Below are 19,887 nucleotides of genomic sequence, written 5' to 3' on the forward strand. Positions count from 1 at the left end.
GCGCGCCCCCGACCGCTCGGCGGTCGGGGGCGCGCTGCACTGGGTGTCAGTGGATCACGGCCAGGGCGTCGCCCTGGTACTTGGCTCCGGCGTTCCACAGCAGGAAGGAGTGCATACCGTCGTCGGCGGCCGCCTTGATCTGGGCCTGCACCTCGGCGGGCCCGTAGTGCACCCCGAGCGAGAAGTCCTGCAGCCAGGGGATCACCTGGGACTCGCTGCCCTTGGTCTTGCGGGCGAAGTCGGCAAGTGAGCGCTGCACGATCTCATAGGGCGAGGAGTTGGGGTCGGCGACCTTGTACTCCCCCGGGCCCCAGTGCGACGGGTACACCATGGGCGCGATGTAGTCCGCCTGCTGCGCCATGAGCCCGATGTCCTGGGCGATCTCCCGCGGCCGGGTGGCGGCGACGCCGAACACCGAGACGCCGAGGAAGGCGCCCTTGGGGCGGACCACGGCGCGGGTCTCGGCGACGAAGTCGGCGATGCTCTGTTCGGGGGTGGTGGTGCCCAGGCCGGGGAAGGCCATCGAGGTGAGCGGGCCGTCGGGGCGGCGCACATAGTCGTAGAGAATGTCGTCGAAGCCGAGCGTGGCGGCCTCCGATGCCAGGTCCATGTTGTACTTGCGCACGATGGGGTCGGCGAAGTTGGTGAACGCCAGCGAGCCGTAGTTGCCGCCGCCATAGGGCTCACCGCTGGGCGTCTGCACCACCGAGGCGCGGTGCCCGGAGCCCCAGGCCGCATTGGCCAGGATGGGGTCGCGGAAGGCGACGATCCGCCCGATGACCTGGGCGCCCAGCTTGTGGATCTCCGCAATGGCCTTGCGGGCGTCGTAGTAGCCCTTGGCGGAGCCGATCTTCCGGGCCAGCGGGACCTGGGAGGCGTAGCCGATCTCGCCATCCTCGTCCTTGATGTCCAGCTCGACGGCGTTGAGCTTCTTCTGCCGGATCAGATTGAGGACGCCCTCGCGCAGCGAGTCGGAGGTCCAGCCGATGGCGGTGAGGTGGGCGGCGCGCATCAGCGGGTGGTGGACGACCGCGTGGACGTCGTCGGTCACGGAGTTGCCGGCCCGGTCGCGGGCGGTGACCTCGACCCGGGGCGGCGGGTTGGGGACGGTGACGGAGAACGCCCCGTCGGAGCCCAGGTCGACCTCGCGTCCGTCGACCTCGACCTTGCTGGCGCCCTTGGCGGTGCCGCGTACGGTCACCGGCGAGTGCAGGGTCTGGGCCTGGGCCGGGGCCAGCCGCAGGGCGGGCGGGGTGGTGTCGACGGTGAAGGTGCGGGTGGTCCGCGGGCTGGTGAAGGGGATGGATCCGCCGCGGCCCTCCACGGACAGGCGGTGGCGGCCCTCGGCCAGCGGGGGCGGCTGGATCTCCAGGCGGTCGCCGTTGAGCCTGGTGGGCACCGTCCGGCCGTCGAGGGTGACCTTGAGTGTCCGCAGCAGTGAGGTGTCATCGGCGGTGACCGACATGGCCAGGGACTTGGCATGGGCTGCGTTCAGCACCGAGTCGCGGCCCAGACCGCGGACCGTCAGCTCTGGTGTGAGCGCCTGGACGGTGAAGGCTCCGGCCGCCCCGCAGGCGACGACCACGACTCCGGCGGCGAGCGCCAGCCGGGCCTTGCGACTGCGCAGGAGAGGACGCTTTCGGTTCCGGGAAGCCCGGGACCGGCTTGCTGATGCGGGAGACATAGGACACCACCTGATCGATGACTGACCGTCGATGAGTCATTGACCAAATGGGGTCGGATAATCCTGATAATCCCCGCATATCACCCGAACGGATGGACTGATACGCCGCCCGTACCCGGCAGCGGGTATTCCTTGCGCCGTTCGGCCCCACCTCGGTTGTGAACCCGGACGGAACGGCTACCACTTCGCTGTCCACCACCACCCGGGAGGTTCCGTGCGTCGCCCCGTACCCGTTCTGTCCGCACTGCTCGTCGGCCTGCTTGCCACCTCCTGCTCGTCAGGCGGCGCCACCCAGGCCGGATCCCCCGCCGCCTCGGGCTCGGCCGCCCGGCCCGCCGGGGACGCCGGCTCCGCCTCGGCCCAGGCTGCCAAGGACCCCGCGTCGGTGCACGCCAATGAGCTGGGTGCGGTCCCCGTTCTGATGTACCACCAGCTCACCGAGCACCCGGCGAGCGTCTACGACCGCACCCCGGCGGACTTCCGCGCCGAGCTGGAGCGGCTGGCCAGCGAGGGGTATGTACCGATCACCGCCGCCGAGTTCACCAGCGGCCGGATCGACATCCCCGCGGGCGCCCATCCGGTGGTGCTCACCTTCGACGACTCCACCAACAGCCAGGTCCGGCTGGGCTCCGACGGCCAGCCCGCGCCCGACACCGCGCTGGGCATCCTGCTGGACGTGGCCAAGCGCCACCCCTCCTTCCCCGCCCGGGCCACCTTCTTCGTCAACAGCGAGCCCTTCTCCGAGACCGGCGGGAAGCAGGCGCTGGCGTGGCTCACCGCGCACGGCTTCGAGGTCGGCAACCACACGATGGACCACGCCAATCTGCGGACCCTGGGTGCCGACGAGGTGCAGCACGAGATCGCCGGCGACCTCAAGGAGATCAAGCAGCTGGCACCGGGAGCCACGGTGACCTCCTTCGCGCTGCCGTTCGGCGCGATGCCGCAGCCCTCCTCGCTGGCCGTACGCGGCACCTCGCAGGGCGTCTCCTACCAGCACCGCGGGGTCTACCTGGTCGGCGCCAACCCGTCGGTCTCCCCCTTCGCCGCCTCCTTCGACCCGACGGCGATCCCGCGGATCCGCTCCGAGGCCGCCACCGGCGAGGAGGCCGAGTACGGCTCCACCAGCTGGCTCGACAAGCTGGCCAAGGACCCCTCCAACCGCTACACCTCCGACGGCAACCCCAACACGGTGGCCTTCCCCAAGTCCGAGGAGTCCCGGCTGGCCCCCGCCTACCGCACGCAGGCCCGCGCCTACTGACCGGACGTACCGGAGCGGCTCCGGCTGCCCGCACCCTCGACTGAGCCCTGGGTGCGGGCGGCCCCGGCCGGGCGGCCGAGGAAGTCCAGCAGCAGCCCGTCGAACGCGTCGGGGTGGCGCAGCGGCACGGAGTGGTGGGAAGTGTCGGCCAGGACCGCGGTCTCGGCGTGCGGCAGCAGCCGCCGGGCCCGCTCGGCCAGCCGTCCGACGTCATGGGCGCGGCTGTGCTCGGCCGTCAGCACCAGGGTCGGTACGGTCAGCGCGCGCAGGGCGGCCGCCCTGGGCCTGCGCATCATGACGACCTTGGTCCGGCGGAAGTCGGCAGCCCCGCGGGCGGCCAGCTCCAGCCAGGCGGGTTCGAGCGCGGCTCCGCGGGTCTCCCAGCGGTAGAAGCCGCGCAGCCGCTCGGCGGTGGGCCGCAGCAGCGGCAGGGCGTGGAGGAGATAGCCCGGCCTCAGGCCGGTGAAGCATGCGGTGGGTTCGAGCAGGACGAGCCGGTCGACCCGGGCGGGGGCGTGCAGGGCGAAGCCCAGGGCGATCCAGGCGCCGTAGGAGTGCCCGCACAGATGGGTGCGGTCCAGGCCGAGCCGGTCGAGGACCTGGTCGAGCCAGTGCATCAGATCGCCGGCGCCGCGGATGGCACGGCCGTCGTGGATGCTGCGGCCTACGTCGCCCATCAGGTCGAGGGCATGGACGCGATGGGTTCGGGCCAGTGCGCGAACGTTGGCGGACCAGACGGCGGAGGTCGCTCCGCCGCCGGGCAGCAGCACCAGAGGCGGCCCGTCCTGGGGCCCGCAGCGGTGCACCCGGGTGGTGCCGAAGTCCCCGGGCAGGTCCAGGGCCTCGGGAGCGACGGGCCACTGGGCCAGGGCGGCGTCATAGGCCGCCGTGAAGCCCGTCGCGGCGTCGGCGGTACGGAAGACGGCCCTGGGCGGTGCGGTGTCGGTCATGGCAGCACACCTCGCGATGGTTACCTCGATGGACAAGATTCTCGTTCATCGAGAGAATAGCCGCGAGTGTCAACCGGGGAAAGGCGGTGGGTCATCCGTGGACGACCGGGAACCGGGCCTGGACATGGTCCATCTGCTGCGCGGCCTCACCGTCGAACTCGATCTGCTGGGCGCCGAGTTCGCCGCTCTGCACCGCCTGCACCCCACGGACCTGCGGGCACTGATCCACCTGCTGGACGCCGACCGGGCGGGGATCACCGTGACACCGGGTCGGCTCGGCGCCCAGCTGGGCATCAACTCCGCGTCCGCCACTGCCCTGATCGACCGGCTGGAGCAGCGCGGCTTCATCCGGCGGGTCCGCGACACGGCGGACCGCCGTCGCGTGCTGCTCGCGGTGGAGGAGCACGCCATCAGCCTCGGCTGGTCCTTCTTCGGTCCGCTGATCTCGCGGATGGTGTCGGCCACGAGCTCCTACGACGAGGCCGAACTCGCCGTCGTACGGCGCTTCCTGGTCGAGATGGGGGAGGCGGTGGCGGCGGAGCGGCAGCAGCTGGCCCCGCCGCCCGGGGCGCGCGCCGGTGGCCGCAGGCCGCCCGCCGGGGGCGCATCCACGGCCGCCGGCCGCAGCGAGGGGGAGTGAGCCGGCGACTGCCGCAGACTCAGTCGAGGCGACGGCGCCCTTCCTTGGGCGTCTCGGCCTCGATGCGCTCCTTGCGCACCCTGCCCTTGACGGTCTCCTGCTCGACATGGTCCTCGGCCAGCAGCCGGACCCGCTCGACCGGCACCGTCTCGGTGCTCGCCACCGCCCGCTCGCCGTGGAGCACGACCTCGTACTCGTCCTCGGTGAGGTCGGGGCCGCTCAGCGCAGCATCCCGGCTGGCATCGGTGATCGGCTCGCGCTCGATGCGGACCTCCTCGTGGTGCACCGGGACGGTCATCTCCTGCTCCTCGGTGACCACGAACTTCCGCAGCCGGGCACGTCCGGTCTCATAGCGCTCGGTGGTGATGCGCAGCCGCTCCTCGGAACGCGTCATGGCCCCGCCGGCCTCGGTCGCCTTCCCGCGCTCGCCCGTACGCCGCATGCCCTTCGCCCCGGGCGCGGCGTAACCGGTGTCCGCGACCCCGGCCGCGGAGGACGTGCCGGGCGTCCGGGACCGCTCGCCGGCCTTGGACGTCCCGGTGGCTGCGGCGGCTCCGGCGGCTCCCGCCGCACCGGCGCTCGCGGCACCGCGGCCGGAGGAGGCCCAGCCGGTGTCACCGGACTTCTGGGCCTGGGCCCAGGTCGCGTCCATGTCGATGCCGTAGTAGTCGTAGAGCCGGTGCTCCTCGCTCTCCGAGAGGTGTCCGCCGGCGTCCACGTCAACGGCGGGCGCGTCCTTGATCTTCTCCTTCGGGTAGGCGACCTGCAGGTGGTCCTCCACGAGGGTGGCGTCGTGGATCGGCACGAACGACTCGCTGGTTCCGAACAGCCCGGTGCGCACGCTGACCCACTCGGGACGCCCGCTGGCGTCGTCCAGGAACACGTGCTTGGCCTCGCCGATCTTGTTCCCGTGAGCGTCGTAGACCGGGTGGTCCAGCACCGTGGTGATCTGCTGTCTGGTGATCATGGAGATCCCCTTTCGCGTTCACCCGATCGCTTTACCCCTACACATGGGACGAAACGACTTGAGCTGCTTCGATTCGCCCACAACCCATCCCTGTGCAGGGCAGCCTTCAGGCCGGGGGGTCGCCCATCGGAAGAATGCCGACCTGCTCGGCGAGCCAGCACAGCGCAAGCAGCCGCACCTCGGGAAAGGGCTCACGGTCGTGCGGGCGCCAGCCCTGGGCATGGAGTTCGTCCAGGAAGCCGAGCAGATAGTCGGCCATATGCCCGGGGTCCAGCGGCACCGAGTCACGCACGGCGGCGGCGTGCTGGTCCACGGCGGCGACCAGGTGCGGCTCCCGCTCCAGCCGGTCGAGGTCGGGACCGTAGACCTCGGTCAGCCAGGCCAGCGGGTCCTGGGAGTAACTCTCAAGGGGCATTGGTCCACAGTAGTGAGCCGACCGCCGCCCCAAACCGCTCCCTCGAGTGTCTCTGGTCACACCACCACAGTCCCGACATTCCACCCATGAGCCCCGCCGCCCCGCGCCGGGCCCCGGCCCCACCCGTTGCCATCGAGGACCCAGGAATCCGCCCCCGGCCGGCCCCGGAGCAGCCGGCCTCCGCGCGAGGACCGCGCAAGGGGCGCCCGGCACCCCGCGAGCGGGCAGACCGCAGCCGGCGGCGGCCCGGCCCCCTCCCTCCGGGTGTGCCCGCCGCCGGCTGCGGCGTCTCAGCCCCGGGCCGCCGGGGTGTACTTGTAGCCGACCCGGCGCACCGTGACGATGCTCTCCCGGTGCTCCGGCCCGAGCTTCCGCCGCAGCCGGGCGATGTGCACATCCACCGTCCGGCCGTCACCGACGTGCCCGTACCCCCACACCGCGGAGACCAGGTGGTCCCGTGAGTGCACCCGGTGCGGATGGGCAGTCAGATGGGCGAGCAGCTCGAACTCCAGATAGGTCAGGTCCAGCGGCGTACCGTCCACCTGGGCCGTGCGGTGCTCCACATCGACCGTGATGCCCGGCGCGGGCTCGGACACCGCGGCCGGCGCGCTGCGCAGCACACCCGCCCCCGGCAGTGCGGTGTCCGCGGGCACCAGGACCAGATAGCCGACCATCGGGGCCCCGGCATACCGGCCCTGGGCAGCGGTGTACTGCTCCAGCAGCTGCGGGGGGAGCACCGTCTGCGGCAGCGCCGCCAGCACGGTCGCCCCCTCGGGCAGCTGGGTGAGGACGGACGGCCGTGCGGGCGCGGCCGGTTCGGCGACGTCCCCGGGCGCGGCGGTGCGCGGGCGTACGGCGCGCAGATACGGGACGGAGGGTGCGGTTGCGGTGGACGGGGTCACCGGCAGCGTGGAGACGGTCGACATGGCTGGGTTCCTTCGCGCGAGACGGATGCGGGGCGTCGTCTGCGCGCGGTCCGGAGCCTGCGGCCGGACGAGGAGCCGGGCTCCTGGTCAGGCCGTGCAGGCGGGCCGGCGCGCGCCGGGCACGCCGGGACACGTCTGGTCGAAGTGATGCGCCTGCCGGGACGGCCAGAACGGCTCGAGGTCGTGGCGACCCGCGGCTCCGTCTCTGGTGGTGTCCATGGCCCTATTGAACCAGAAGACCGGCACGCTCCGCCGCATCGGGATGCGACCTCATCACCGTCCTGCCCGCCGTCAACTCATGGACGGCGGTGCCGGTTCGGGCTGCGGGGTGGGTTCCGGGTCGGGAAGCGGCCCCGGCCGCGGCGGCTGCGGTACGGGCTCGGGAGGCAGCGGGCCCGGACCGGGCGGCGGGGTCGGCCTGGGCGGCATGGGGTCGGGCACGGGCGGCACCGTACCGACGGTGCCCCGCTCGGGGGTGTCCGCCGCCTTCGGCGCTGTGCTGGTCATCGGCTCCTCCTCGATCGGTTCTCTGCCGCGGCCGACCGCGGCCCCGAGGGCGGCGAGCCGGTCGCGACCCGCGCCTACCCGTCGCACCCGGGGCTACCCACGGCCCGCGTCGGCGGCCGGGTAGCGCCCCGGTCGGGCGGGGGCCACGGTGGAGGGATGGACGAGGGTGCAAGCCCGGGCCGGTCCGCTCCTCCCGGGTGGCCGCCGGCGGTGCCCCCGCCGGGCACGGCCGGCTGGGAGCAGGCTGCGCAGCGCTGGCTGTGGGGGCTGTTGCCGGACCGGTACCGCCGCTATTCGCTGCTGGAACGGCAGCCGGTGGTGTTCGCCCGGCAGGTGCTGCTGCAGATGGAGGCGGAGCTGGTGGCGCTGCGCAAGGGCTACCGCTCGGCGCAGGTGGACCTGGCAGGTCTGGGGATGGAGCCGGCGGTCATCGAGGAGGCACTGGGGCTGTACGCCGCCGAGGCCGAGCGGCTGCAGACGCTGGCGCAGCAGACCCGGCTGGTGACCGATGCGCTGGTGAACGGCGCCCGCCGGGGACGTCCGGCCCCGGGCTGAGCGCGCCCGGTGGCCCTCCCCCGCACGCGGGAGGGCCACCGGGCGCGGGCGGGTCAGCGGATGGGCAGCCCGGAGAGGGTACGGGCGATGACCAGGCGCTGGATCTCGGAGGTGCCCTCGAAGATGGTGTAGATCGCGGCGTCGCGGTGCATCCGCTCCACCGGGTACTCACGGGTGAAGCCGTTGCCGCCCAGGATCTGCATGGCCTGTGCGGTGACCCACTTGGCGGTCTCGCCGGCGTACAGCTTGGACATCGAGCCCTCGGCCGCGGTGAAGGGCTTGTTGTTGACCGCCATCCACGAGGCGCGCCACACCAGCAGCCTGGCCGCGTCGATCCGGGTGCGCATGTCGGCGAGGGTGAAGGCGATGCCCTGGTTGTCGATGATGGGGCGGCCGAACTGGACCCGGGTCCTGGCGTAGTCCAGGGCGACCTCGTACGCGGCCCTGGCGATGCCCACCGCCTGGGCGCCGACCGCGGGGCGGGACGCCTCGAAGGTGGCCATGGCCGCGTTCTTGCTCCGCTGCCCGGACTCGCCGCGGGCCTCGGCGGCAGCGCGCTCACGGGCCCGTGCCAGCCGCTCGTCGAGCTTCTCCTTGCCGCCGAGCAGGCAGTGGCCGGGGATGCGGACGCCGTCCAGGACCACCTCGGCGGTGTGCGAGGCGCGGATGCCGTGCTTCTTGAACTTCTGGCCCTGGCTCAGCCCCGGGGTGCCCGGCGGCACCACGAAGGACGCCTGCCCGCGGGCACCGAGTGCGGGGTCCACGGCGGCGACCACGACATGGACCCCGGCGATGCCGCCGTTGGTGGCCCAGGTCTTGGTGCCGTTGATCACCCACTCGTCCTTGGCCTCGTCGTACACCGCCCGGGTACGCATGGCGGAGACATCGGAGCCGGCGTCCGGCTCGGAGGAGCAGAAGGCGGCGACCTTGACGTCGTCCGGGGTTCCGAACATCTGCGGCACCCAGGTGCCGATCTGCTCCTCCGTGCCGTTGGCGAGCACGCTCACCGCGGCGAGGGTGGTGCCGACGATGGCCAGGCCGATGCCGGCGTCGCCCCAGAAGAGCTCCTCCATGGCCATCGGGATGCCCAGGCCGGAGGGGTCGAAGTACTGCTGGGCGTAGAAGTCCAGGGAGTAGATTCCCAGCTTGGCGGCCTCCTGGATGATCGGCCAGGGGGTCTCCTCACGCTCGTCCCACTCGGCCGCGGCCGGCCGGACGACATCGGCCGCGAAGCCGTGCAGCCAGTCGCGGACGGCGATCTGGTCGTCGGTGAGCTCGAGCGTGAAGGTCATCAATGTCTCCGGGGGGAATCCGACGCGCTTTGGTGTTACCTCGGGTAACCTCGTAGCAGTCTGTTACCGGACAGTAGGAGATGTCAACGCCCGGCGGGCGTGACCAGTGAGGAGCAGCGCCATGACGGGGAGCGGGTCTGGCGGTACCACCGAGGAGCGCCGGCAGCGCCTGCTGGACGCGGCCGACCGCGTGATCCGCCGCGACGGGCCCGGCGCCAGCATGAACGCCATCGCCGCCGAGGCCGGCATCACCAAGCCGATCCTCTACCGGCACTTCACCGACAAGCACGGGCTCTACCAGGCACTGGCAGAGCGGCACACCGCCGGGCTGCTGGCCTCCGTACGTGCCGCGCTCGCCCGCCCGCTGGAGCGCCGCGACCTGGTGGAGGGGGTGCTGGACACCTATCTCGCCGCCATCGAGGCGCGGCCGCAGGTCTATCGCTTCCTCACCCACCCCGAGGCCGGCGACGGGCTGGGACCGGGCAGTCCGCTGGCACCCGCGCTTCAGAAGATCGCGGACGAGATCGCGGCCGCCGTCCGCCACCAGGTGGACCTCGGAGCGGAGGCGGACCTGCTCGCCGAGACCTGGGGGCGCGGCATCACCGGGATGGTGCTGGCGGCCGGCGACTGGTGGCTGGAGCAGCGGCCGTGCTCCCGCGAGGAGATGGTCCGGGCGCTCGCCGACCTGCTCTGGGGCAGGCTCGCGGCGGCGGGTCAACGCCCGGTCGCCGCCGGGACCGCGGAGTCGGCAGCACCGGGGAACCCTGCGGGGCCCGGCTCCGCCGACTGACCCACCCCGCATACGACGAACCCGGGCGGCGCGCGGGGCTGCACCCCTCAGGACCCACCGCCGCCGCGGCGCGCCCTGCCCTGCCCGTGGTCGCTGTTCCCAACTCCGGCAAATTAAACCAAATTATGACAAATCCTTTTGCGAGCCAGGGCCGTATACCCAAGCAGGGACGAACACTCTGACGATCCGAAGAAGGGAGGGTCATCATGAGCGTCTTCGCACTGTTCGGCGGAGGTGGCTGCGGCCATGGGCGGCGCGGCGGCCGCGGCTACGGCCGGGGCTTCCGGCGTTTCCGCCGGGACCGCTACCGCGGCTGGTTCCGCTACTGAGCCGGACCCGCACACATCCTGACGCGGGGACCGGCGGCGAGGCCGCCGGTCCCCGCACCCCTGCCAGGCCCCGCGCCGGGAGGTGCTTGTGAACCAGGAGTCGCCTGGGATCCCCGCCGGTGAACCGCCGGTGGGTCTGGCCCCTGCCATCCCCGTCCGCGAGATCTTCCGCCGCTTCTGGCCGTGGGTGCGGCCCGACCGCTACTGGCTTCCCGTGAGCACCGCGCTGCTGGTCGCCGGGGCGGCCGGCGAGGTCGTCTCGGTGCTGCTGTTCAAGAACCTGATCGACAATGTGCTGGTGCCGCGGAACTTCGGGGGCTTCTGGGCCACGGCGGCAGCCATGGTGGTGGTGGCCCTGGCCTCGGCGCTGCTGGTCTTCCTCGGCCAGTACACCGCCACCAGGATCGCCGAACGGTTTCTGCTGCGGCTGCGCACCGGTGTGGTCGCGCATCTGCACACCCTGCCGCCGGACACCCTGCGCAAGCGCTGGCACGGCGACGTGGTGGCCCGGCTCACCACCGACATCGACCAGATCGAGCAGCTGGTCGCCTCGGGGGTCATCGACGCCGCCTCCGCCCTGATCAGCCTGGTCTTCTTCGCCGCCGCCGCGTTCTACCTCAGCTGGCCGCTGGCGCTGGCCGCGTGCGCGGTCGCGCCGCTCTTCTGGTTCGCGGCACGCCACTTCGCCGGGCGCATCCAGCGGCTCTCCCGCGAGTCCCGGCGCTGCGAGGGCTCGGTCACCGCGGTGGTGGAGGAGAGCCTGGCCAACTCCGAACTGGCGCACGCCTACAACCAGCAGGGCCGCGAGGTGGACCGGGTACGGCGGCACGGGCAGTCCCTGGTCCGGGCCGACCTGGCCACCGCCCGGGTCTCCGAGCTCTACCCGCCGCTGCTCAATGTGCTGGAGGTGGTCGGCGGCCTGTTCGTGGTGGGCCTGGGCGCCTTTGAACTCACCCAGGGCAATCTGACCCTGGGCGGCCTGCTGGCCTTCGCCGCCTTCATGGCCCAGCTCTTCGGTCCGGCCCAGGAACTGTCCGGGGTGGCCGCCGTGCTGGGGACCGCCGGGGCCGGCGCCGAGCGAGTGATCGAACTGCTCGACACCGAGTCGCCGATCAAGGAGCGGCCCGGTGCGACCGCCCTGGCCGACGTCCGCGGCGAGCTGCGCTGCAAGGGCGTACGGGCCGGCTACGGCGGCCCCGACGGCCGCCCCGCCCTCCAGTGCGTCGACTTCGCGGTCGCCCCCGGGGAGATCCTCGCGGTGATGGGGCCGAGCGGCGCCGGCAAGTCCACGCTGGCCAAGCTGCTGGTCCGGTTCCTGGACCCCGAGCAGGGCAGCGTCCTGCTCGACGGCACCGATCTCAGGGACGCCACCGTGGCTTCGGTACGGCAGGCCGTGACCCTGCTGCCGCAGCAGCCGCAGCTCTTCCACGCCTCGGTCCGCGACAACATCGCCTACGGCAGGCCGGACGCCACCGAGGAGCAGATCGTGCAGGCCGCGGTGGACGCGGACGCCGACGGTTTCCTGAGACTGCTGCCGAACGGCTATGACACCGTGCTCGGCGAGGAGGGGCTCCAGCTGTCCGGTGGGCAGGCCCGGCGGGTCGCCATCGCCCGTGCCCTGCTGAGGGCCACCCCCGTCCTGGTGCTCGACGAGCCCACGGCCGACCTTGACGCTCCTTCCGCCCGCCGGGTAGCCGCCCCGCTGCGCCGCCTGATGTCCGGCCGCACCACGGTGCTGATCACCCACGACCGGGAACTGGCCCGGGAGGCCGACGCGGTCTACCGGCTCTCCGCCGACGGCTCCGGCCTCGGCATGGACCGGTCCGACCGGTCCGACCGGCGCTCCGCCTGACCGCCGCACCGGCGATCAGGCGGCCAGGCGGGGCGCACAGCGCATGGCCGAGCCGGTCGGCGGGCAGCCGCCCGGGTGGGCAGCGTGCGACGGGAGGCGGGATGGCGGACCAGGAGGACGAGGGCGAGGGCGAGCACCGCGGCAGTGTGGGCCGGCGGGCCGACCGCCGCTGGTCGGAGCTGCTCCAGGAGGTCAGGGTGGCCCAGACCGGGGTGCAGATCCTGCTGGGCTTTCTGCTCAGCGTCGCCTTCACCCCCCGCTTCGCCCGGCTGGGCGACTTCGACCGGACGGTCTACCTGGTCACCGTGGTCCTCGGCGCGGCCACCACCGGGGCACTGATCGCACCGGTCTCCGTCCACCGGCTGCTCTCCGGCCACCGGCTCAAGCCCGAGCTGGTGCACATGGCCGCCCGGCTGACCGCCCTGGGGATGGTGCTGCTCGCCCTGACCCTGGGCTCCACCCTGCTGCTTCTGCTCCATGTGGCGTCGGGCCTCGCGGTGGCGGTCTGGGTGGTCGCGGCGGTGATGACCTGGTTCGCGGTCTGCTGGGTGCTGCTGCCGACCTGGATCCGCCGACACGCCGAACGGACCCGCATGGACCATCGCTGAGCGGAGCGTGCACCGGATCCGCGTCGCTGGCGCGGTGCCCGGGCTTGGGCGAGGATCGCTCCATGAGGCGGCGCACGGTGGACGGGGCGACTGCGGGTGTACCGCGGCACGCCCTGACGCGGACGGACGGCACAAGGCCGTGAACGGGGCCGCGCCCGCCACCGTACTGGTCGTCCACGACACCCGGGGCGGCCCTTGGCCGGTGTCCGGATGGCTGAGCGCCGCCGGGCACCGGGTGGTCGAGGCCACCGACCACGCGCAGGCGCTCGCCGCCCTGGCCGACCCGCAGGACCCGCCGGACGTCGCGGTGCTGGACGCCCGGCTGCCGGACGGCCGTGTCGACGAACTCTGCGCACGCTTCAGGGGCCGGCCCGGCACCGCGGTGGTGCCGGTGGTGCAGATCTCCTCCGAGGTCTCAGCCGCGGCCGACCCCGCCCACAACCCGGACGGCGGCGCGGACGCCTGCCTCACCGAGCCGATCGCGCCCGAGGAGCTGCTGGCCACCGTCACCGCGGTGCTGCGCTACGCCCGGGCCCGGGAGCGGGCCGAGCGGCTCGCCGCACGGATGACCCAGCTCAACCGGGCCGCCCTGGCCGTCTATGCGGCCACCCGGGTGGAGACGCTGGCCGCCGCAGCCGCGGCCGGCGCGGCGCAGCTGACCGGTTCCGCCGCCTGCGCCGTGGTGCTGGCCCCCGACGGGCGGATGCTGCGGATGGCCACCCCCACCCCCACCGCGCGGCCGGAGCCCCGCCCGGCGCACCCGGGGGTGCTGGACTGGCTGGCGTGCCGCGCCCTGGGGGACCGCCTCGGCGCCGACATGGCGGTGGTGCCCCACCCCGAGTGGAAGGAACAGCTGCCGGAGAGCCCCATGACGGGCGACGTCTGCATGGTCCTGGCCCGCACCAAGCGCGCCCGCCCACCGGTCTGCCTCGCCGTGGAGGCCACCGCCGTGGCCGACGGCGAGAGCCGGGAGCTGCTCAACCAGCTGGCGCACGGGGCCGCCATGGCGGTGGAGGCGCTGCGGACGTACTCGGAAGAGCACTCGCTGGCGCTGACCCTTCAGCGCAGCTTCCTGCCCACCCGGCTGCCCCGGGTGCCCGGGGTCGAGCTGGCCGTACGGTATGTCCCGGCCTCCTCCCGGCCGAGATCGGCGGGGACTTCTACGAGGCCGTGGAGACCGATGCCGGGCTGCTGCTGGCGATCGGCGATGTGGCGGGGCACTCACTGGAGGCCGCCGCGGTGATGGGCGAACTGCGGCATGCGCTGCGCGCCTACGCCGCCGAGGGTCACGGGCCGCGCCAGGTGTTGGACCGGCTGGACTCACTGATGGTGCGGTTCCAGCCCGGGGTCACCGCGACGGTCTGCCTGGCGCTGGTGGAACCGGGGCGGCGCAGGGTCCAGGTGGCCAATGCCGGCCATCTGCCGCCGCTGCTGCTCGACCCGGTCTGCGGGGCCCGCTACTCCCGGGCCCGCGGCACCCTGCTGGGTCTGGGCATGCGGCATCCGGAGCCGCTGGTGGAGGAGGTGTCGGCGGGCACCCGGCTACTGCTGGTCACCGACGGCCTGGTGGAGGTCCGGGGGGTGGACCTGGGCGACAGCCTGGACGAGCTGCGGCAGGCCGCCGAGCGCGGACCGTCCGAGCTGGAGCAGCTGTGCGACGCGCTGGTGAGGGCCTTCGGCGAGGCCAAGGGCGACGACATCGCCGTACTCGCCGCCCGGTGCGGCTGAGCCGGCGGACTCCGGCCTCCCGGGTCAGCCGGACACCGGGTCGGCGAAGGTGAGGCCGCGGCGCCGGGTGGCACGCAGGGCCCGGCGGCGGCGCAGGCCGGTGAGGTGGTCGAGGAAGAGTCCGCCGTCGAGGTGTCCGGCCTCGTGCTGGAGACAGCGGGCGAAGAACCCGGTGCCCTCGATCCGCAGCGGCCTCCCGGTGAGGTCCAGCCCCTCGACCACGGCGCGGTCGAAGCGGGGGGTGCCGGCCCGGACGCCGGGGACGGAGAGGCAGCCCTCCTCCCCGGTGACGACGACACCGTCGACCTCGGTCAGGACCGGGTTGACGATACTGCCGAGATGGCGGACGTCCTCGTCGTCGGGGCAGTCGTAGACGAAGACCCGCAGCGGCACCCCGATCTGGTTGGCCGCGAGGCCGACGCCGCCCTCGGCGTACATGGTGGCGAACATGTCCTCCACCAGTCGGAGCAGTTCGCCGTCGAAGACCGTCACCGGCGCACAGGCGGTGCGGAGCACCGGGTCGCCCAGCAGGCGCAGCGGCCGGACGCCGCCGGAACTGCCGGGGATACGGATGCCTGCGGTGCCTGGAGCCATGGCGTCGAGCCTATCCGGGGGCGCTGCGGGGTCGTCCCCGGGGAGCCGTTTGCGGGGCTGCTGACGATCATCGGGGGTGCGGCGCGCGGCTCCGGTCACAGGAGTCGGTAGGCTGACGGCGTCCCCGTTGCCCCGGTGGCCGTGATGCGGCCAGGGTGGCGCCGCACCGAGGAGGAACCACTGACGATGCCAGGCACCGGTTCGGAGGCCCCGGCGCAGGGCGGCCGCGACGCGTCGCTGCCCGCACGCGCCAAGATCGCCGTCACTGCGGGCCGCGTGGCGGCCGCCGTGTCCCGCACGGCGGGCCGCGGCAGCGGCTCGGTCATCGGCGGCAAGGTCGCCCTCAGACTCGACCCCGATCTGCTGGCCAAGCTCGCCGATCACCTCGACGTGGTCCTGGTGAGCGCGACCAACGGCAAGACCACCACCACGCGGTTGATCGCGGAGGCACTGCGGGCCGCCGGCCCGGTGGTCTCCAATGCGCTGGGCGCCAATATGCCGGCGGGCATCACCGCTGCGCTGGCGGGCGGCAGCGACTCCCGCTTCGGGGTGATCGAGGTGGACGAGAAGTACCTGGCCGGTGTGGCCCGGGACACCAGTCCCAAGGCGATCGCGCTGCTCAACCTCTCCCGCGACCAGCTGGACCGCGCGGCGGAGACCCGGATGCTGGCGGAGCGCTGGCGCGAGGGCCTCCAGGACACCGAGGCGGTGGTGATCGCCAATGCCGACGACCCGCTGGTGACCTGGGCCGCGTCGTCCTGCCGCCGGGTGGTGTGGGTGGCCGCCGGACAGTCGTGGAAGGAGGACGCCTGGTCCTGCCCGGCCTGCGGCGGTGTGATGCAGCGCCCCGGGGACGACTGGTACTGCGGCGAGTGCGGCTTCCGCAGGCCGCAGCCGCACTGGGCGCTCTCCGGCGACCATGTCTACGACCCGCAGGGGGTTCCCTGGCCGATCCGGCTGCAGCTGCCGGGCCGGGCCAACCTCGCCAATGCGGCGACCTCCGCCGCGGTCGCTGCGGTCTTCGGGGTGGCGCCTCAGACGGCCCTGGAGCGGATGCAGTCGGTGGCGGCCGTGGCCGGCCGGTACGACGTGGTGAGCTACGAGGGCCGTGAGGTGCGGCTGCTCCTGGCGAAGAACCCGGCGGGCTGGCTGGAGACCTTCTCGCTGATCGACGGGCCGCCGACGCCGGTGATCCTGTCGGTGAACGCCCTGGACGCGGACGGCACCGACACCTCCTGGCTGTGGGATGTGGACTACGAGCGGCTGGCCGGCCACCCGGTGTTCGTGATGGGCCAGCGCAAGCTGGACCTGGCGGTGCGGTTGGAGGTCGCAGGACTGCACTTCCAGGTGGTGGACTCGCTGGCGGAGGCCGTCCGGCTGGCACCGCAGGGCCGGATCGAGGCCATCGCCAACTACACCGCCTTCCAGCAGCTGCGCCGCGCCGTGGCCGGCTGAGACCCGGCGGAGGGCGACCGATGAGCGTGGAGAACGAGGGACGAGGATGAGCGACAGCAGTCTGCGCCTGGTGTGGGTCTACCCGGACCTGCTCAGCACCTATGGCGACCGCGGCAATGTGCTGGTGGTGGAGCGGCGGGCGCGCCAGCGCGGCCTTGATGTCACCCGGATCGACGTCCGTTCCGACCAGGCCGTCCCGACCAGTGGCGACATCTATCTGATCGGCGGCGGTGAGGACCGCCCGCAGCGGCTGGCCGCCGAGCGGCTGCGGATGGACTCGGGGCTGCCGCGGGCGGTGGAGAACGGTGCCATCGTCTTCTCGGTGTGCGCGGGCTACCAGATCCTGGGCCATGAGTTCGTCAACGACCTGGGGCAGCGCGAGGCGGGCCTGGGCCTGCTGGATGTGCACAGCACCCGCGGCGAGGGCGCCCGCAATGTCGGCGACATCCTGGCCGACGTCGACCCCCGGCTGGGGCTGCCGCCGCTCACCGGCTTCGAGAACCACCAGGGCATCACCCATCTGGGCCCGGGCGTGGCACCGCTGGCGTCGGTTCAGGTCGGCGGCGGCAACGGGACCGGCGACGGGACCGAGGGGGCCTGGCGGGACACCGTCTTCGGCACCTATCTGCACGGCCCGGTGATGGCCCGCAACCCTGCGATGGCCGATCTGCTGATCAAGCTGGCGCTGGATGTGAACGCACTCCCGCCGGTGGACAGCAGCTGGTACGACGCGCTCCGCTCGGAGCGCATCGCGGCGGCCCGGCAGCAGCAGAGCGCCTGACGACCTGCCGACGGGGGTCCTCGCTCCGGTGTCCGAGGGGCGAACAGACATCGGCTCCGTGTGCCGGCGGCCCTTAGGCTGGGCAGGGATACACGGAACAACTGCATGAGGGAGGCCGGCGCGATCCGCGGGCCCCCGGATGTGCTGCAGCGCGGGGGCGCCGAAGGCGCCGCCTCCGCGTCCGCCCCCGTCTGGCCGGACGCTGGGGCCGGTATGATCGGTTAGCGGATGACTGTGATCCGAATCCGACCGTTCCGTCATGTTGCGGCAATCTCCGCGCCAGATCGGCGTGAGAGTGGACCGCTACGGTGATGGAGTCGTTCAAACGTGGTAGTCCGGCCGTCCGGTTCTGCTCGGGAGTTGCAAAGCGATGCGTATTGGTGTGCTGACCAGCGGCGGTGACTGCCCTGGTCTCAACGCCGTGATCCGTTCCGTGGTCCACCGCGGAGTGGCCGACCACGGGGACGAGATCATCGGGTTCGAGGACGGCTGGCGAGGGCTGCTGGAGGGGTCCCACCGACCGCTCACCCTGGACTCGGTGAGCGGCATCCTCGCCCAGGGCGGCACGATCCTGGGTTCCACCCGGGTCCAGCCCAGCCATCTGCGCGACGGTGTGGCACGGGCGAAGAAGTACTGCGAGGACCTCGGCCTGGACGGGATCATCCCGATCGGCGGCGAGGGCACCCTCAAGGCCGCCCGGCTGCTCAGTGACGGCGGTCTGCCGATCGTGGGCGTGCCCAAGACCATCGACAACGACATCGCCTGCACCGATGTGACCTTCGGCTTCGACACCGCGGTCTCGGTCGCCACCGAGGCGCTGGACCGGCTGAAGACCACCGCCGAGTCGCACCAGCGGGTCATGGTGGTGGAGCTCATGGGCCGCCACACCGGCTGGATCGCGCTGCACGCCGGTATGGCGGCGGGCGCGCACGCCATCGTGGTGCCGGAGCGGCCGTTCAACATCGAGAAGGTCACCGAGGTCGTGCGCGAGCGCTTCGACCGGGGCAAGAAGTTCGCCATCGTGGTGTGCGCCGAGGGCGCCAAGCCCGAGCCGGACACCATGCACTGGGAGGCCGGCACCACCGACATCTACGGCCATGAGCGCTTCACCGGTGTCGCCACCCAGCTCTCCCGCGAGCTGGAGCACCGCCTGGGCAAGGAGGCCCGGCCCGTGATCCTGGGCCACGTCCAGCGCGGCGGCACCCCGACGGCGTACGACCGGGTGCTGGCCACCCGCTTCGGCTGGCACGCCGTGGAGGCCGTGCACAAGGGCGCCTTCGGGCACATCACCGCCCTGCAGGGCACCGACATCAACCTGGTGCCGCTGGCCGACGCCGTCGCCGACCTCAAGACCGTGCCTGCCGAGCGGTACGCCGAGGCCGAGACGGTCATCTGAGGCCCCGCCGACGACCCTTCCGACCGCCCGTGGCCGACCCCGGCCACGGGCGGCGGCATGTCCGGTTCTACTCTGGTGCGGACGAAAGCCGGACGAAGCGGACCCTGGGGAGCGCTGCGTCCGCCGGAGCGAGGGAAAGCGGGATCCGCCGATGGGCGACGGCATGGCAGGGATGCACCACCACGGGGAGGTGCTGGCACCGTACTCGCTGTCGACCGCCCTCAGCTGGTCCGCCGACTGGGTCTTCCTGCTCGGCAGCCTGGTGGCGCTGGTGCTCTATGCGGCCGGTGCGGTGCGGCTGTGGCGGCGCGGCGACCGCTGGCCGGTGGGCCGGGTGATCGCCTGGACCGCCGGGCTGGCCACGGTGGTGCTCACCACCTGCACCGGGCTCAACGACTACGGGATGGTGCTGTTCAGCGCCCACATGCTGCAGCACATGGTGCTCTCCATGCTGTCGCCGATCCTGCTGCTGCTCGGCGCGCCGATCACCCTGACACTGCGGGCGCTGCGCCCGGCCCCGAAGGGGCGCAAGGGTCCGCGTGAACTGGTGGTGGCGCTGCTGCAGAGCCGCTATGTGCGGGTGGTCTCGCACCCGGCCTTCACCATCCCGCTCTTTGTCGCCAGCCTCTACGGGCTCTACTTCACCCCGCTCTTCGACTTCCTGATGGGGCACCGGATCGGCCATCTGGCGATGATGGTGCACTTCCTGGCCGTGGGGCTGCTCTTCTTCTGGCCGATCATGGGGGTCGACCCCGGGCCGCACCGCCCCGGGTATGTGATGCGCATCCTGGAGCTGTTCATGGGCATGCCGTTCCATGCCTTCTTCGGTGTGGCGGTGATGATGGCCAGCACCCTGCTGGTGGACACCTTCGCCCACCCCCCGGCGTCACTGGGTACCAACACCCTGACGGACCAGCAGCTGGCGGGCGGCATCACCTGGGCCTTCGGGGAGATCCCCACCGCGCTGGTGCTGATCGCGCTGGTCTTCCAGTGGGCCAAGTCGGAGGATCGGCAGGCGCGCCGCCGGGACCGCGCGGCGGACCGGGACGGCGACGCCGAGCTGACCGCGTACAACGCCTATCTGGCCTCCCTGGAGGCCCGCTCCCGGGGCACGGAGCGCTCCCCGGAGGCAGCGGGCTGAGCAGGGCGTGCGGCGCGCC

General features: G+C 72.7%; 21 protein-coding genes. 13 read left to right on the forward strand and 8 right to left on the reverse strand.

Annotation, left to right across the window (positions count from 1 at the left end; all coding sequences use genetic code 11):
- Positions 1-46 precede the first annotated feature (46 nt).
- Positions 47-1,684, reverse strand: a complete 1,638-nt coding sequence (locus AB0761_RS02805) for a putative glycoside hydrolase (protein ID WP_377267232.1) — start codon at positions 1,682-1,684, stop codon at positions 47-49.
- Between the two features lie 214 nt (positions 1,685-1,898).
- Between AB0761_RS02805 and AB0761_RS02810 the strand changes: the two genes are divergently transcribed.
- A complete protein-coding gene (locus tag AB0761_RS02810) occupies positions 1,899-2,942 on the forward strand; it encodes a polysaccharide deacetylase family protein (RefSeq protein ID WP_377267233.1) in 1,044 nt (347 codons plus the stop codon).
- On the opposite strand, the gene AB0761_RS02815 is transcribed toward AB0761_RS02810, so the two are convergent.
- The gene (locus AB0761_RS02815; protein ID WP_377267234.1) at positions 2,936-3,892 is read right to left on the reverse strand and encodes an alpha/beta fold hydrolase; all 957 of its coding nucleotides are present in this window, start codon (positions 3,890-3,892) and stop codon (positions 2,936-2,938) included. The two genes, AB0761_RS02810 and AB0761_RS02815, sit on opposite strands and share 7 nt — an antisense overlap.
- 97 nt (positions 3,893-3,989) lie before the next feature.
- On the opposite strand from AB0761_RS02815, the gene AB0761_RS02820 reads away from it, so the two are divergent.
- A complete protein-coding gene (locus tag AB0761_RS02820) occupies positions 3,990-4,532 on the forward strand; it encodes a MarR family winged helix-turn-helix transcriptional regulator (RefSeq protein ID WP_377267235.1) in 543 nt (180 codons plus the stop codon).
- A 19-nt stretch (positions 4,533-4,551) separates the two neighbouring features.
- Here the strand turns inward: AB0761_RS02820 and AB0761_RS02825 are convergent, their stop codons facing one another.
- The 4 genes from AB0761_RS02825 to AB0761_RS02840 all read right to left on the reverse strand — a co-directional run bounded on the left by AB0761_RS02825 (position 4,552) and on the right by AB0761_RS02840 (position 7,347).
- Positions 4,552-5,499 (reverse strand): PRC and DUF2382 domain-containing protein, encoded by a 948-nt coding sequence (locus AB0761_RS02825; protein WP_377267236.1) that lies wholly within the window; start codon positions 5,497-5,499, stop codon positions 4,552-4,554.
- A 106-nt stretch (positions 5,500-5,605) separates the two neighbouring features.
- A complete protein-coding gene (locus tag AB0761_RS02830; RefSeq protein WP_377267237.1) occupies positions 5,606-5,914 on the reverse strand; it encodes a DUF6401 family natural product biosynthesis protein in 309 nt (102 codons plus the stop codon).
- A gap of 290 nt (positions 5,915-6,204) precedes the next feature.
- Positions 6,205-6,840, reverse strand: a complete 636-nt coding sequence (locus AB0761_RS02835) for a winged helix-turn-helix domain-containing protein (protein WP_377267238.1) — start codon at positions 6,838-6,840, stop codon at positions 6,205-6,207.
- A 291-nt stretch (positions 6,841-7,131) separates the two neighbouring features.
- Positions 7,132-7,347, reverse strand: a complete 216-nt coding sequence (locus AB0761_RS02840) for a hypothetical protein (RefSeq protein ID WP_377267239.1) — start codon at positions 7,345-7,347, stop codon at positions 7,132-7,134.
- A gap of 156 nt (positions 7,348-7,503) precedes the next feature.
- On the opposite strand from AB0761_RS02840, the gene AB0761_RS02845 reads away from it, so the two are divergent.
- Positions 7,504-7,902 carry a hypothetical protein gene (locus AB0761_RS02845; protein WP_377267240.1) on the forward strand — a complete coding sequence of 133 codons (399 nt, stop codon included), beginning with the start codon at positions 7,504-7,506 and terminating at the stop codon, positions 7,900-7,902.
- A gap of 53 nt (positions 7,903-7,955) precedes the next feature.
- Here the strand turns inward: AB0761_RS02845 and AB0761_RS02850 are convergent, their stop codons facing one another.
- Positions 7,956-9,197, reverse strand: a complete 1,242-nt coding sequence (locus tag AB0761_RS02850; protein WP_377267241.1) for an acyl-CoA dehydrogenase family protein — start codon at positions 9,195-9,197, stop codon at positions 7,956-7,958.
- Positions 9,198-9,315: 118 nt separating this feature from the next.
- On the opposite strand from AB0761_RS02850, the gene AB0761_RS02855 reads away from it, so the two are divergent.
- The 6 genes from AB0761_RS02855 (at position 9,316) to AB0761_RS02880 (ending at position 14,501) form a co-directional block, all read left to right on the forward strand.
- The gene (locus AB0761_RS02855; protein ID WP_377267242.1) at positions 9,316-9,984 is read left to right on the forward strand and encodes a TetR family transcriptional regulator; all 669 of its coding nucleotides are present in this window, start codon (positions 9,316-9,318) and stop codon (positions 9,982-9,984) included.
- Between the two features lie 206 nt (positions 9,985-10,190).
- Entirely contained in the window at positions 10,191-10,313 is a 123-nt protein-coding gene (locus AB0761_RS02860) for a hypothetical protein (RefSeq protein WP_377267243.1), read from the forward strand.
- Between the two features lie 88 nt (positions 10,314-10,401).
- The gene (locus AB0761_RS02865) at positions 10,402-12,165 is read left to right on the forward strand and encodes an ABC transporter ATP-binding protein (RefSeq protein ID WP_377267244.1); all 1,764 of its coding nucleotides are present in this window, start codon (positions 10,402-10,404) and stop codon (positions 12,163-12,165) included.
- A 101-nt stretch (positions 12,166-12,266) separates the two neighbouring features.
- Complete coding sequence (locus AB0761_RS02870; RefSeq protein WP_377267245.1) at positions 12,267-12,773, forward strand: DUF6328 family protein; 507 nt, start codon at positions 12,267-12,269, stop codon at positions 12,771-12,773.
- 139 nt (positions 12,774-12,912) lie between these two features.
- A complete protein-coding gene (locus tag AB0761_RS02875) occupies positions 12,913-14,016 on the forward strand; it encodes a response regulator (RefSeq protein ID WP_377267246.1) in 1,104 nt (367 codons plus the stop codon).
- Positions 13,944-14,501 (forward strand): PP2C family protein-serine/threonine phosphatase, encoded by a 558-nt coding sequence (locus tag AB0761_RS02880; protein ID WP_377267247.1) that lies wholly within the window; start codon positions 13,944-13,946, stop codon positions 14,499-14,501. The genes AB0761_RS02875 and AB0761_RS02880 overlap by 73 nt, the downstream gene beginning before the upstream one ends.
- A gap of 24 nt (positions 14,502-14,525) precedes the next feature.
- Here AB0761_RS02880 and def read toward each other — a convergent pair whose 3' ends face one another.
- The gene (def, locus tag AB0761_RS02885; RefSeq protein ID WP_377267248.1) at positions 14,526-15,095 is read right to left on the reverse strand and encodes a peptide deformylase; all 570 of its coding nucleotides are present in this window, start codon (positions 15,093-15,095) and stop codon (positions 14,526-14,528) included.
- A gap of 186 nt (positions 15,096-15,281) precedes the next feature.
- Here def and AB0761_RS02890 point away from each other — a divergent pair, with 186 nt between their 5' ends.
- From AB0761_RS02890 to AB0761_RS02905, 4 genes are all read left to right on the forward strand, one after another.
- The gene (locus AB0761_RS02890) at positions 15,282-16,550 is read left to right on the forward strand and encodes a MurT ligase domain-containing protein (RefSeq protein WP_377267249.1); all 1,269 of its coding nucleotides are present in this window, start codon (positions 15,282-15,284) and stop codon (positions 16,548-16,550) included.
- A gap of 46 nt (positions 16,551-16,596) precedes the next feature.
- A complete protein-coding gene (locus AB0761_RS02895) occupies positions 16,597-17,331 on the forward strand; it encodes a type 1 glutamine amidotransferase (RefSeq protein WP_377267250.1) in 735 nt (244 codons plus the stop codon).
- Positions 17,332-17,701: 370 nt separating this feature from the next.
- Entirely contained in the window at positions 17,702-18,727 is a 1,026-nt protein-coding gene (locus tag AB0761_RS02900; protein ID WP_377267251.1) for a 6-phosphofructokinase, read from the forward strand.
- A gap of 172 nt (positions 18,728-18,899) precedes the next feature.
- Positions 18,900-19,868 carry a cytochrome c oxidase assembly protein gene (locus AB0761_RS02905; RefSeq protein WP_377273919.1) on the forward strand — a complete coding sequence of 323 codons (969 nt, stop codon included), beginning with the start codon at positions 18,900-18,902 and terminating at the stop codon, positions 19,866-19,868.
- The last annotated feature ends 19 nt before the right edge of the window (positions 19,869-19,887 follow it).

The organism is Peterkaempfera podocarpi, from assembly GCF_042466665.1.
GTDB classification, from domain to species: Bacteria; Actinomycetota; Actinomycetes; order Streptomycetales; family Streptomycetaceae; genus Peterkaempfera; species Peterkaempfera podocarpi.

Bases quoted from the DNA above. Each gene is read 5' to 3' on its own strand.
- AB0761_RS02905 (WP_377273919.1), top strand. From the start codon at position 18,900: ATGCACCACCACGGGGAGGTGCTGGCACCGTACTCGCTGTCGACCGCC.
- AB0761_RS02895 (WP_377267250.1), top strand. From the start codon at position 16,597: ATGAGCGACAGCAGTCTGCGCCTGGTGTGGGTCTACCCGGACCTGCTC.
- def (WP_377267248.1), bottom strand. From the start codon at position 15,095: ATGGCTCCAGGCACCGCAGGCATCCGTATCCCCGGCAGTTCCGGCGGC.
- AB0761_RS02890 (WP_377267249.1), top strand. From the start codon at position 15,282: ATGCCAGGCACCGGTTCGGAGGCCCCGGCGCAGGGCGGCCGCGACGCG.
- AB0761_RS02830 (WP_377267237.1), bottom strand. From the start codon at position 5,914: ATGCCCCTTGAGAGTTACTCCCAGGACCCGCTGGCCTGGCTGACCGAG.
- AB0761_RS02860 (WP_377267243.1), top strand. From the start codon at position 10,191: ATGAGCGTCTTCGCACTGTTCGGCGGAGGTGGCTGCGGCCATGGGCGG.
- AB0761_RS02815 (WP_377267234.1), bottom strand. From the start codon at position 3,892: ATGACCGACACCGCACCGCCCAGGGCCGTCTTCCGTACCGCCGACGCC.
- AB0761_RS02900 (WP_377267251.1), top strand. From the start codon at position 17,702: ATGCGTATTGGTGTGCTGACCAGCGGCGGTGACTGCCCTGGTCTCAAC.
- AB0761_RS02870 (WP_377267245.1), top strand. From the start codon at position 12,267: ATGGCGGACCAGGAGGACGAGGGCGAGGGCGAGCACCGCGGCAGTGTG.
- AB0761_RS02855 (WP_377267242.1), top strand. From the start codon at position 9,316: ATGACGGGGAGCGGGTCTGGCGGTACCACCGAGGAGCGCCGGCAGCGC.
- AB0761_RS02845 (WP_377267240.1), top strand. From the start codon at position 7,504: ATGGACGAGGGTGCAAGCCCGGGCCGGTCCGCTCCTCCCGGGTGGCCG.
- AB0761_RS02805 (WP_377267232.1), bottom strand. From the start codon at position 1,684: ATGTCTCCCGCATCAGCAAGCCGGTCCCGGGCTTCCCGGAACCGAAAG.
- AB0761_RS02840 (WP_377267239.1), bottom strand. From the start codon at position 7,347: ATGACCAGCACAGCGCCGAAGGCGGCGGACACCCCCGAGCGGGGCACC.
- AB0761_RS02835 (WP_377267238.1), bottom strand. From the start codon at position 6,840: ATGTCGACCGTCTCCACGCTGCCGGTGACCCCGTCCACCGCAACCGCA.
- AB0761_RS02825 (WP_377267236.1), bottom strand. From the start codon at position 5,499: ATGATCACCAGACAGCAGATCACCACGGTGCTGGACCACCCGGTCTAC.